The organism is Paracoccus shanxieyensis (assembly GCF_009711265.1).
GTDB lineage: Bacteria > Pseudomonadota > Alphaproteobacteria > Rhodobacterales > Rhodobacteraceae > Paracoccus > Paracoccus shanxieyensis.
Window position 1 is genome coordinate 1 of the sequence record NZ_WMII01000045.1, and the last position, 10789, is coordinate 10789.

12 protein-coding genes and 2 pseudogenes are annotated in these 10789 nt (G+C 63.2%); 7 read left to right on the plus strand and 7 right to left on the minus strand.

Going from position 1 to position 10789, the window contains the following annotated elements:
* Positions 1–235: 235 nt before the first annotated feature.
* Positions 236–655: pseudogene (gene mobC / locus GL284_RS21925) on the minus strand (plasmid mobilization relaxosome protein MobC); the annotation flags it as partial.
* A gap of 437 nt (positions 656–1092) precedes the next feature.
* Here mobC and GL284_RS20625 point away from each other — a divergent pair.
* Positions 1093–1812 carry a nucleotide-binding protein gene (locus GL284_RS20625; RefSeq protein ID WP_155046292.1) on the plus strand — a complete coding sequence of 240 codons (720 nt, stop codon included), beginning with the start codon at positions 1093–1095 and terminating at the stop codon, positions 1810–1812.
* A 7-nt stretch (positions 1813–1819) separates the two neighbouring features.
* On the plus strand, positions 1820–2377 hold the full coding sequence (locus GL284_RS20630; RefSeq protein ID WP_155046293.1) for a hypothetical protein: 558 nt from the start codon (positions 1820–1822) through the stop codon (positions 2375–2377).
* A gap of 16 nt (positions 2378–2393) precedes the next feature.
* Here GL284_RS20630 and GL284_RS20635 read toward each other — a convergent pair whose 3' ends face one another.
* Positions 2394–3035, minus strand: a complete 642-nt coding sequence (locus tag GL284_RS20635) for a helix-turn-helix transcriptional regulator (protein ID WP_196216824.1) — start codon at positions 3033–3035, stop codon at positions 2394–2396.
* A 212-nt stretch (positions 3036–3247) separates the two neighbouring features.
* Here GL284_RS20635 and GL284_RS20640 point away from each other — a divergent pair, with 212 nt between their 5' ends.
* On the plus strand, positions 3248–3442 hold the full coding sequence (locus GL284_RS20640) for a hypothetical protein (RefSeq protein ID WP_155046295.1): 195 nt from the start codon (positions 3248–3250) through the stop codon (positions 3440–3442).
* 96 nt (positions 3443–3538) lie between these two features.
* On the opposite strand, the gene GL284_RS20645 is transcribed toward GL284_RS20640, so the two are convergent.
* A complete protein-coding gene (locus tag GL284_RS20645) occupies positions 3539–3862 on the minus strand; it encodes a DUF736 domain-containing protein (protein ID WP_155046296.1) in 324 nt (107 codons plus the stop codon).
* A gap of 702 nt (positions 3863–4564) precedes the next feature.
* On the opposite strand from GL284_RS20645, the gene GL284_RS20650 reads away from it, so the two are divergent.
* Together GL284_RS20650 and GL284_RS20655 are read left to right on the plus strand one after the other, a co-directional pair.
* A complete protein-coding gene (locus GL284_RS20650; protein WP_128490998.1) occupies positions 4565–4822 on the plus strand; it encodes a type II toxin-antitoxin system ParD family antitoxin in 258 nt (85 codons plus the stop codon).
* Positions 4819–5118: a type II toxin-antitoxin system RelE/ParE family toxin gene (locus GL284_RS20655; protein ID WP_035747379.1), complete on the plus strand. Its 300-nt coding sequence runs from the start codon at positions 4819–4821 to the stop codon at positions 5116–5118. The genes GL284_RS20650 and GL284_RS20655 overlap by 4 nt, the downstream gene beginning before the upstream one ends.
* 2 nt (positions 5119–5120) lie before the next feature.
* Here the strand turns inward: GL284_RS20655 and GL284_RS20660 are convergent, their stop codons facing one another.
* The 3 genes from GL284_RS20660 to GL284_RS20670 all read right to left on the minus strand — a co-directional run bounded on the left by GL284_RS20660 (position 5121) and on the right by GL284_RS20670 (position 8227).
* The gene (locus GL284_RS20660) at positions 5121–5861 is read right to left on the minus strand and encodes a UPF0149 family protein (RefSeq protein WP_155046300.1); all 741 of its coding nucleotides are present in this window, start codon (positions 5859–5861) and stop codon (positions 5121–5123) included.
* A gap of 80 nt (positions 5862–5941) precedes the next feature.
* The gene (locus tag GL284_RS20665; protein ID WP_035747381.1) at positions 5942–6868 is read right to left on the minus strand and encodes a DUF2493 domain-containing protein; all 927 of its coding nucleotides are present in this window, start codon (positions 6866–6868) and stop codon (positions 5942–5944) included.
* 315 nt (positions 6869–7183) lie between these two features.
* Positions 7184–8227, minus strand: coding sequence for a DUF7146 domain-containing protein (locus GL284_RS20670; protein ID WP_155046297.1), 1044 nt, complete (start codon positions 8225–8227; stop codon positions 7184–7186).
* 56 nt (positions 8228–8283) lie between these two features.
* Here GL284_RS20670 and GL284_RS20675 point away from each other — a divergent pair, with 56 nt between their 5' ends.
* Entirely contained in the window at positions 8284–8568 is a 285-nt protein-coding gene (locus tag GL284_RS20675; RefSeq protein ID WP_230383228.1) for a BrnT family toxin, read from the plus strand.
* Complete coding sequence (locus tag GL284_RS20680) at positions 8555–8776, plus strand: hypothetical protein (RefSeq protein ID WP_155046298.1); 222 nt, start codon at positions 8555–8557, stop codon at positions 8774–8776. The genes GL284_RS20675 and GL284_RS20680 overlap by 14 nt, the downstream gene beginning before the upstream one ends.
* A 4-nt stretch (positions 8777–8780) precedes the next feature.
* Here the strand turns inward: GL284_RS20680 and GL284_RS20685 are convergent.
* Positions 8781–10664, minus strand: a pseudogene (locus tag GL284_RS20685) (strawberry notch C-terminal domain-containing protein); the annotation flags it as partial.
* Positions 10665–10789 lie beyond the last annotated feature (125 nt).

Below are 10789 nucleotides of genomic sequence, written 5' to 3' on the forward strand. Positions count from 1 at the left end.
ATACATCAACGGCTTCTATAACCCGCGCCGTCGGCACTCAGCATTGGGAGGCAAAAGCCCCTTGGCCTTTGAACGCCACGTGGCCTAAACGAGCACTCGGAGCGGCACAAATACGCGACAGGTCCAGCTTGAGGGCAGCCCGCCGGTTGCGGCTCATCTCCTGGACCTGATCCGCGATGGTGAAAACCAGTCCAGCCAAGGCCCGGATCTCGGCCTTCTCCTGTGCTGTCAGGACCGCCTGCTCTGCCCTGACGCGCCCCTCGTTCAGGCGACGGGCGATCTGATTGATGTTGTTGCCCACCCGGTTCATTGCCGCGCCAAGGCTGCGCAGTTCCTCCGCCATGTGCTGATCAGGCGCGAGCAGATCAATGGATGAGAGAACCAGAGCGCGCAGAGCATCGGAACGATGCCCGATACCGCGCACCGAGAGCGCCGCGTCAAACCGGCACAGCTCAGCCGCGCTGAGCCTCAATCCGACCACCTGTGGCCGACTGCCGTTCGAGGCTCGCCGCCCTTGGGCATGGTGAACCGCATTGTAGATCGCCTTCAGGCTGACCCCGAACTGCTGCGCCAGATCGGCTGCGGACACGCCTTCAGACCGCTCTTTGGCGATCATCAGACGCTCCTCTTCGGTCATTCGGCGGGCCGGGGACATTTTGAAGTTAACGCTCCTATTTCTTGCCAAGATCGTACAAGCCCGCCGACTCCCAGCACAAGCGGAGTCGGAACTATGGGCTTGTACTCATTATGAAAAACCGTCCCGAAGGGGCGGTTTCACGTTGTCTGCGGACTGCATCACGCCCCCTGCGATTTGCATCCCGCCCAATGCGAAATGCGCCACGCTCTCTGCGATCTGGAGCATGGCTTCTGTCGTCTGCATCACGCTCTTTGCGTCCTGCATTCTGCGGAGTGGAAAGTGCCGGAAGGGGAATGGGACCTGTCCCACGTCTCCTGTGCCACGTCCTTTGGGAGCTGCGCAATGCGTGCCGCTTCCTGCGATCTGCGCCTTGCGTCCCGCTTGACGCATCCGAGTCAGCACCTTACGACAAAACGGCGTTAATGTTTGCGAGTAACTATTATTGCAGGTGCGCCATGCCGAATGACTCCTTGCGCGTAATCGCCGCCATGGCCCGCAAAGGCGGGTCGGGCAAAACCACGCTGAGCCGCGCGCTGATCAGCGCCGCTATCGCCGCAGGTCGGCGGGTCACGCTGATGGACACAGACGGAACCGATGCGCTCGGGGCCTGGTATGAAAGGGCCGAAGGTGCCGGCTACGGATCACCCCTGCTGACCCGCACCAGGGCGCTCAGCATTGTCGCCATCGAGCAGGAGATTGACCGGGTCTATGCCGAGGATCTTGCGGATCTGATCTTCATCGACACCGCCGGTGTCGGCGCGGACTGGTCGGACAGCGTCGCGGTGCTGGCTGATCACATCGTGACCCCGGTGATGCTCTCGACGACCGACTTCAAGGTCGGCATCCAGACCGCAGACTGGTTTGCACATCTGCGCACCCGGGTTGACGACCCGAGCGCCCTGCCCCGTCATCATGTGGTCCTGAACATGGTGCCCGCGAAACCCACCAAGGCCGATGCGGAGATCATCGAACAGGCGGTCAACTGCTTCCCGGTTATCGAGACTGTTATGATGTACCGCAACGCCTTCAAGGAGATGGACCGGCTTGGCCTTCTTCACGCGATCGCGCTTGCGCGAAAGAACGATCCCAACCCGCTGATGAAGCCTCATGTCCGGCCGCTCGTCGAGGCGCTGGAAGAGGCCACCGACATTCTCAACGCCATCATCAGCGGCTGAGCGTGCCATGGTTCGCAAGCGCATCCCCCTCGTGACACGTCCGGATCAGGCCTATGCGTTCAGCTTGCCCCAGCGGAACGCACCACCTCTCGGACAGGGAGCGGATAGCGAAGAACCAACCATCTTTGCCGAGGCCAGCGCGGCTGCGCAACTGGGCACACGAACGACACCGGAAGACGGCCCGCGGCGGGATGACGGCGCAGCCTCGATCCAGATCGACGTGCGTGTGAACGCGCTGAGGCGCCAGGAGCCGGGGCTGTTAGCCTGCGGCATAGCCCCCCGACAGGTGATCCGCGCCGCTCTGCGGCGGGCTGTGAAGAGATGGGCAATCACGGCCCTTTACGCCCCACCCACCAGCGAGAGGCGGGCAGGTGAGGCAAGCTGGACGGTCAGGACCAGCGTCGCCGTCCCCGCCGCTGTGTTTGATCGGCTGCTTGCCGAGCACGACCCTCTGGGGGTCGACAGTCGCTGGTCGCTGGTGCGCGGCCAGTTGGAGCCTCTGGTCTGGGCAGAAATCGATGCCCTTCTTGCAGCCTTCAGGGAAGAAGCCGACGGCACGGCCTGACCGCCAGTCGAGCGTCCTAGTCTGGCCCTGCCGCGGGCTGGTTCAGGATCAAACCCCGCTTTGTCGCAATGGCGACAGCCTGGACCGAGTTCCGCGCACCGAGCAGTTCCCGTATCCGCTCCAGGCGCTTCTTGATTGTCTCGGTGCTGACACCTTGCAGATGCGCAATCTCTTTATAGGGCAAGCCATGCGCGAGGTGAGAGAGAATCGCGCGCTCGATGTCTGAGAGCGGCCTTGCCGCCTCGACGGCCGCAAGCAGTTGGTTGAAAATGCTCTCGACCTCGTCCAACTCGCTGTCCGACAGTTCCCGATCTTCACGGGCACAGAACAGGCAACTGAGGGTGCCATATTCATCAATCCGGCTTCGTGAGACGCCACAGCCGTAATTCAGGCCATAGTCACGCGCGCGTTCCATGATCAAACCGCTGGCCGGTGAATAATTCTCGACCTGCACTTCGCTCCATCTGGTGCGGCCGGAGTTGGTCCGGGCCCAAAGATTGATGGGGTCAAACATCGCATACTGTCGCTCGGTGTAAATCTCGACCCAACCCTCTGGATAGGTCGAAACGTAATACTCTGGCGTCAGACTGCGAACATGGATGACGAGCGAATATCCCATCGGCGCGATCACCCGCAACCGGGCATCCAAATGGGTCATTTCCGGAACAACCGTCCAAACCATCTACCCCCCCGCACAGGAAATTGTGCAGCAAACAATGCACTATACCAAAAAGGGTAACGGCATGGCCGCTCCCCCAACGTTGTGTCAGGTTGTGATGAAAGAGCGCGCAAATCAACCGTGAAGCGACCTCGCCCGAGGGGGTTCACATCGCAAGCCACTGAGGTTTTACGACAATCGGGACGAGTACAATGAACGTGCAGACCAGAGATCACCATGGCAGCGCAGGCCGTCAAACCCGCCTTGAAGCCCGCCCGATTGCGCGGTTGCGAGACAAGGACAACGGCCGGATCATTGGGCTGGTCTACGAGTGGAACACCGGCGAGACCCAGATGGCATGGTTCGGGAAGGCTCGTCATGAGTTTGATACTGAAACGCTGACCTGAGCACGCGCGGAGCCAGATGCGCCAGGCCGGTCAACACGGGCCTTGCGTGGCGGGCCGAAGGCCCCGGCCTTTCGACCGGGGCCCTGGTTGGGGGGATTACTCCCCTCGGCGGCTGTTGGGGCGCGACCAGATCAGGCTATGGCCCTCGCCGTCCTCGTCGTCGAAGAGGTTGGCGTAGATCGGGTGCGCAAAGCTCGGATCGTCCAGCTTCAGGCCCAGATAGTCCCGCCCCTCGTTCGAGCGCTTCGACCAGGCGGCGCCGATCTCCGCGCGGCCTACCAGGATCCGGTGCGAAGGTGCGTTCTCTCCCGTGGCCCGCAGGTCGGGGACGATGCGCACGCCCTTGGCCTGAACGCTCAGGGTAACGATTTCGCCGGTGTATTCGTTGCCGGTCTTCTTGAAGGTGCCGATGGTCGCCATTGTCTGTCTCCATTCTCTCGTGTTCGGGCCCGCTCCATTGCGGCCTCGATGGCGATCGACAGGCCGGGGACGACGGCCGGCGCAGTCCCGTCCGGGACCCAGACAGCACAGGCAGGGCTTTCTTGTCTTCCGCGAGGAATGACGGCACCGCCGGCAGGGGAAGAAAGTTCAACGACGCTGTTGCGCCGAGACGTCGAAGCGCGCTCCCGCGCGCTGATCTTCGGCCAGATCAGCCCATGACAGAGGACGCATGCGAGCGGTCCCGTCACCTCCAGAGAGACAGGAGACAGCGGCGATCCTGAAGGTACCGGCAGGAAGACCCGACAGGCAACCACCGGCGATGATCACCAAGACCACGAACATGTCAGTGCGCGCCCTTCCCCCTGACCTGCAGCCACGGGCACCGCACCGCATCAGACCGGATACTGGGCGGGCCACCTGATCAGCACCTGCCGCCCAAGTGCTCGACAGGGAAAAGGGACAGGGCCGGAAGCGAGATCAGAGCGTGCCACTGGTCCGCGCAACTCACGACCAAGGTAGCCGGAAAGAGGGGAAGAGTGATCCCTGCGCGCCCATGACGACGGGAAAATCCGACCGACAACCATTCCGGCGATAGGCAGGAAGGCCGCGCCATGAACGCCGCAAGGATTGATAACAGTTATCAAGCATGCCATTGTGAAACCGGCAATAGCGGAGGCCGCGATGATCAGTGCCGATCTGGGAACACAGCTGGAGAGCTTTGTGACAAAGCTGGTCGAAACCGGCCGCTACAATTCCAAGAGCGAGGTCCTGCGCGAAGGCATCCGCCTGATCCAGGAGCGAGAAGCCCGCCTTGCTGTCCTGGATCAGGCCCTGGCCAGGGGGCTTGCAGATGCTGATGCCGGGCGGTTCAAACCGGCCGGCGACGTCTTCGCGCGGCTTGAGGCCAAGTATCAGGCGATGGGCAAACCTGCGAAATGATCGTCGAGATCACCGCCGAGGCCGAAGCGGATCTGGAAGCCATCGGCGACTACATCGCACGGGACAATCCCGCCCGCGCGGTCAGCTTTGTCCGCGAACTCGGGCGCAGTTGCATGGATCTGGCTGACTTCCCCGAGGCCTGGCCGGTCATCCCACGATATGAGACACAAGACATCCAGCGCCGCGTGCACGGGCGCTACCTGATTTTCTACCAGATCCGCAGGGATAAAGTGACAGTGCTGCACGTCCTGAACGGCGCGATGGACGTTGACGCGGTCCTGTTCCCGCAAGGCTGAGGTCAGTGAACAGCGCCGCAGCATTTCTTGTACTTGCGCCCTGAACCGCAGCTGCACGCATCATTGCGACCGGGCTTCGATGCAGCTGAGGGCGCAGCAGTCAGATTGGCGGCCAGCGGCAGACCGGGCATGGATTTCGCCGTATGCGCCTTGGCGAAGGCGTTCAGATCCTCGACCATATCGGGGATCAGATCATGGGCCTCGCGCGACAATTTCGTAGCCTTCCAGCCTTTCCCTTCGGCGAACCCGGTCGAGATACTCGAGAGTTTGCCTGCGAGATCCAGCGCCTTCTTCGCCCGCCGGTCCTTGCTGTCCTCAATCAGATCCCAGGCGTCAGGCCGCAGTCGCATCGCCGCGACGAAACCCATCATCCAGAACTCCCAGATGATGTCCCCGTTGCGCTGATCCTCGTCGAGGACAGGGAAATACTCCCCCGGGATCATCAGCATTCCGGCGACGCGGTTGTAATGCGCCATGATGAGATCGAGAGCCGCCTGAAGCTCTTCGGCGCTGTCGAACTCCGGCGGGCCGCCAGTCCCCCAGACCTTGGCAAGCCAGACCGAGGGCGAAATCATTTCCGGACAAGTGATGAGACCCGCACAAAAGCCATCGAATTCGGCAAGGATCATCGGATCGTTGTCCTCGGGCAGCGCCGAAAGCACCGCATCGAGGCGATCAAGGTCTTCATCGCTATGCCAAAGCGCAATCGTCATCTTAAGCCTGCCGTCAGGGGTCACGTTCATGCCCTTCCTACACGGGTTCGCTTTGCTGCAAAACGCTCGGCCGTAAGTCAGCGCCGTCGGAAGCCGTTTTGGGTGGCGCTTCACGCGCCACCCTTCGCCATGCGGTAGACCGGGATGCCCATTTTGCGGGCCTTGTCGGCGAGGTTTTCCTGGATGCCGGTTCCGGGGAAGATGATGACGCCGATCGGCAGGCAGTCGAGCATCTGGTCATTGCGCTTGAAGGGCGCGGCCTTGGCATGTTTCGTCCAGTCCGGCTTGAAGGCGACCTGCGGCACCTTGCGGTTGCTGGCCCAGGTGGCGGCAATGCGCTCGGCGCCCTTCGGGCTGCCACCATGCATCAGGACCATATCCGGATGTTTGGCGTGAATCTGATCGAGACGGTCCCAGATCGTGCGGTGATCGGTGGTATCGCCGCCCGAGAAGGCAACTTTCGGCCCCGGCGGCACCAGCATCTCGGTTTCCGCGATCTTTTTAGCGGCGAGGAAATCGCGGCTGTCGATCATTGCTGCCGTCAGATGGCGATGGTTGGTGCGCGATCCCGAACGCGGGGCCCAATGGGTGCCGGTCACGCGCAGGAAGATGTCGGCGGCGGTTTCGCGGAAGAGTTCCAGGCTCTCGCGGCGTTCGATCAGATTGCCGCCGATGCCGATCAGGCTCTCGAGCTGGACGGATTTAACTTCGCTGCCATCCTGCTCGCGCTGAAGGCGTTTCTGCGCCTGCTCGTTGTCATCCAGTTTGCGCTCGATCCGCTCTGCGGCGCGGTGGAAGGTGTTGACCGTCGACCAGAGGATCTCGTCGAGGTCGAAATCGAGGCTGGTATCGGCCATGGTCGAGATGAGGGCGTCGAAGATGTCGGAGACCGCGGTCTGGATGGCCTGGTCTTCAGGGGTGGGCCGGGGATCTGCCTCGCCCTCGGCGGGACGATAGCCATAGAGCTGCATGTCCTCGATGATATGGCCGGTCGGGGAAATGGTGTGATCGGGCTCGAAACTATCCTGGGCAAACATGGGATGCATCCTTCGGCTTGGACCGCGACCGTCGCGGCCTTCTGGCGACGACAAGCCCACGGGCGCTCCGGCCGGGCAGCCCGCGCACCCGCGGGCCTTGATGGCAAAGCCCGGCTGATTTGCTTCGCGATGTAAAGGCGGGGCCTGCCCCGCCGACGGAAATCAGTCGGGCGCCGCCATTGCCGGGCCGGAGCGTTTGTGGGCCGCTCGCCTTCTGAGAAGGCCTCGGCGCGGTCCTCTCGCCGAAGGGGGTTGCTTCCTCTGTTGCCCGGGCAAGAGCGCGCCCGCCCGATCACCCTCCCCGTTCCCGGCGGATCAGCGAAGGGTCATGAAGCGGCCGACGTCCTCAGGGGCGAGTTGCCCCCGAACCTGCGCCCGAAGTGCCTCCAGACCCGGTCCCATGAGATCGTCGTTGAAATCCCCCAGCATGGGCGAGAGCGTGATGGCCTCGATACCGACCTCGTGCGCCCGGGCGACAAGGCTATCCCGCGCCCCATCGCCGGCAGGATCATTGTCACGGATGATATAGAGCCTGCGCCGAGTTGCCGGGAACAGGATGGCTGCGAGATGTCCCGCTGAGAGAGCCGCGACCATCGGCATCTTTGGCAAGATCTGGCGCAACGAGAGCACGGTCTCAATGCCCTCCCCTGCCGCCATGACATCTTGCACGTGACCAAACCGGACCGCGTTGCCGAGCAGGTCCCCCATCGCCTTGCGCGGAGGATCGAGAGGCGCTTTCGCGCCGCCATCGCGGGTGAGCCAGGTGCGGTGAACGCCGGTGAGCCTGCCGTCGAGGTCGGTGATCTTGCCGATCAGCGCGGGCCAGGTCTCGGTCGGACCCTCGCCCTCCGGACGGTAGTAGCAGTCAGGGTGGAAGCGAAGGCTGTCGGTGTCGCGCAGATCCGTCAGGCCGCGCTTGCGCAGATAGGTGCCGGCCAGTGTACCCCGGATAGACCTCGACATGCGCCAGAGCCGTTCTGCGGCGTCAGGTGATCCGGAAGGAGCTGGTACCGACTTGCGTTTCTTCGCCTCCGGTGCCGGTTCCAACTGTGGCAGGCTGAGGAAGCGCCGGGCCTCCTCGGCCACATCGGCGAAGTCGCTGAGGCGAAGGGTTTCGCGGATCACATCGAGCAGATCGCCATGCTCCCCGCTCTGACCGTCGGTCCACTTGCCCGCTGCCCCCTTGCCCGAGGCTGGCCCGGTGAGGCGGACGAACATCGACCGCCCCGGTTCATTGCGCACATCGCCGACCTGCCAGTAATTGCCCTGTTTGCGGCCATTCGACAGATAGTGCCGACACACCGCCTCGGCCTGTTGGCCAAGACGGTGCGACAGATCGGCGGCATCGATGCGAGCCATCACGACACCTCCTGCCGAAAATAACTATACACACTTTTATTGTGCCGTGAGGCACGTTGCCCTATCTTGAGCGCATGGATCTGGACTGGGACGAAGACAAACGCGCGCGCACCCTGCAGGAACGGGGCCTCGACTTTGCCGATGTTGCCGCGGCGCGTTGGGATGAGGCCCTGACCGCCGAGGATATGCGGGAGGAATATGGCGAGCGCCGTTTCGTCAGCCTCGTCCCGATCCAGGACCGGCTCTGCGTGGTCGCCTGGTGTCTCCGCGGCAAGGCGCTGCGGGTGATCAGCCTGCGCAAGGCCAATGCAAGGGAAAGGAAGCGCTATGAACAAGGATAGACCCCTGATCGACAGCGATGGCGAGGTCGGCGATCTAGGTGACAGCTTCTTCGCCACAGCCCGGCGTGGACGCCCGGCATTGCTGCCGGGCGACAAGAAGGTTCGCATGAACCTGATGATCGACGCCGATATCGCCGCGAAGTTGAACGATGTCGGCAACAAGAGCGCCTTCGTCACCGAGGCGCTGCGGAAAGCGTTGGCAGGATAGGTCATCATGCCGCCTCCCGCTCGGTGATGCGGCTGATCGGATAGACCGCCAGCAGCTTGCCGAGGATCTCGGTGCCATTCGCAGCCACCGGCACGAAAAAGCGCAGCTTCCAAGAGATGATCTCGCTGAAGAGCCCCCAGGCCCGCAGCCGCTCGCGCATGGCTTCCGAAAACCCTGTCAGTTCGATCCGATTGGCCCCCATCACCCGCGAGCGGCGCAGTTGCAGACCCTCGGCAAGATCGAGGACGGTCCGTCCGTCGAGCAACGCCGTATAGGCCTGATCCGGGGTCAAGCTGGATGCCCCGCTCATGGTGGCGTTCGCGGCCCAGGCGGCCGAGACCCGGCGGCCGATGATGCGCTCGCCGTCGTCGGTCTGCAGGCGATAGACGCGGGTCTCATCCTGCGGCAGGCGCTTCCAGACCGGCAGAAGCAGCCCCGAGACCACATGCAGCGTGGCATCGGAGAACTCCGGCACATCGGCAACCTCCGCGCTCCACGCGGCCCCGAAAGTGTTTCTGTCAGCCTCAACCCAAAGCGTGTCACTCATCATCCTGAGGGACATGCTGAAGGCTTCCATCGGCCGGATCAAGCGCACACGACGTTCGATCTCACCATCGTCAAGCATGATCGAGGTCGTCGGCACCTGCACGGCCGCCCGGCCGGATCGGCTGTTGACCAGCAAGACTGCGCGCGGATCATCCAACTCGTCGAGGGCGGCATCGAGCAGCAGGGGCGTATTGCGCCGCCGCTCGGTGATAGTCAGAAGCCTCGTCTCGGCCCCGGTGCCGGGATGGGAGTAGATCACCTGCCGGTCGGTGACGGCGAAGCTTTCGGCCTTCAGCGTTTCGAGGCCCAGATCATAGATCCCCGCCGCCATTGCGCCCTCGACCTTGGCGTCCAGCAACTGCTCGAAGGCGGTGAAGAGAATGCCCTGTAGCTCGATGGTCAGCGCCAGCAAACGGTTGAGGAAGGTGGTGATCGGCGGCAACTCATCCTTGATTCCGTTTGAATCCATCAGCTTCAGCCCGGTGGCAGTTTCAAACCGCTCCAGCGAGCAACCCTCGACCTTGCCGCGTACCAGCAGGAGGTAGAGCTGGCGCAAAGCGGCCCGCGCATAAGGGCTTTCGAGATTGTCCTCGGGGCGAAACAACCCCTGCCCGCCGGTCTGGCGCTGCCCGCGAGTGATCGCCCCGAGCGTGTCGAGGCGGCGCGCGATGGTGCTGAGGAACCGCTTTTCGGCCTTCACGTCTGTCGCAATCGGCCGGAACAGGGGCGGCTGCGCCTGGTTTGTGCGGTTCGTTCGCCCCAGACCCTGAATGGCGGTGTCGGCCTTCCAGCCCGGCTCCAGCAGATAATGCACCCGCAGGCGCTGGTTCCGCGCCGAGAGCTCGGCGTGATAGCTGCGCCCGGTGCCGCCTGCGTCCGAGAAGACGAGGATGCGCTTGCCGTCATCCATGAAGGCCTGGGTCTCGGCAAGATTGGCCGAGGGCGCGCGGTTCTCGACCGTGAGCCGCGCCGCCGGGCCCTCGCCCTTGCGGACGATCCGGCGCGAGCGCCCCGTGACCTCGGCCACCATCTCGGTGCCAAAATGCTGGACAATCTGATCGAGTGCCCCCGGCACCGGCGGCAGGCCCGCCAGATGCTCGATCATGGCATCGCGCCGTGACACCGCCTCGCGGCTCTCGACGGGCTGGCCATCCCGAAAAACGGGCCGCGAGCTGACATTGCCCTCACCATCGCTGAAGGGCTCATAGAGCTGCACCGGGAAGGAATGCTGCAGGTAGCTCATGACATATTCGCGCGGAGACAAGTCCGTGTTCAGATCGTTCCATTCCTCGGTCGGGATCTCTGCCAGCCGCCGTTCCATCAGCGCCTCGCCGGTCGAGATGGACCTGTCGCGTATTTGTGCCGCTCCGAGTGCTCGTTTAGGCCACGTGGCGTTCAAAGGCCAAGGGGCTTTTGCCTCCCAATGCTGAGTGCCGACGGCGCGGGTTATAGAAGCCGTTGATGTAT

Bases quoted from the DNA above. Each gene is read 5' to 3' on its own strand.
- GL284_RS20650 (WP_128490998.1), top strand. From the start codon at position 4,565: ATGATCAGTGCCGATCTGGGAACACAGCTGGAGAGCTTTGTGACAAAG.
- GL284_RS20645 (WP_155046296.1), bottom strand. From the start codon at position 3,862: ATGGCGACCATCGGCACCTTCAAGAAGACCGGCAACGAATACACCGGC.
- GL284_RS20655 (WP_035747379.1), top strand. From the start codon at position 4,819: ATGATCGTCGAGATCACCGCCGAGGCCGAAGCGGATCTGGAAGCCATC.
- GL284_RS20640 (WP_155046295.1), top strand. From the start codon at position 3,248: ATGAACGTGCAGACCAGAGATCACCATGGCAGCGCAGGCCGTCAAACC.
- GL284_RS20660 (WP_155046300.1), bottom strand. From the start codon at position 5,861: ATGAACGTGACCCCTGACGGCAGGCTTAAGATGACGATTGCGCTTTGG.
- GL284_RS20630 (WP_155046293.1), top strand. From the start codon at position 1,820: ATGGTTCGCAAGCGCATCCCCCTCGTGACACGTCCGGATCAGGCCTAT.
- GL284_RS20670 (WP_155046297.1), bottom strand. From the start codon at position 8,227: ATGGCTCGCATCGATGCCGCCGATCTGTCGCACCGTCTTGGCCAACAG.
- GL284_RS20635 (WP_196216824.1), bottom strand. From the start codon at position 3,035: ATGACCCATTTGGATGCCCGGTTGCGGGTGATCGCGCCGATGGGATAT.
- GL284_RS20625 (WP_155046292.1), top strand. From the start codon at position 1,093: ATGCCGAATGACTCCTTGCGCGTAATCGCCGCCATGGCCCGCAAAGGC.
- GL284_RS20665 (WP_035747381.1), bottom strand. From the start codon at position 6,868: ATGTTTGCCCAGGATAGTTTCGAGCCCGATCACACCATTTCCCCGACC.
- GL284_RS20680 (WP_155046298.1), top strand. From the start codon at position 8,555: ATGAACAAGGATAGACCCCTGATCGACAGCGATGGCGAGGTCGGCGAT.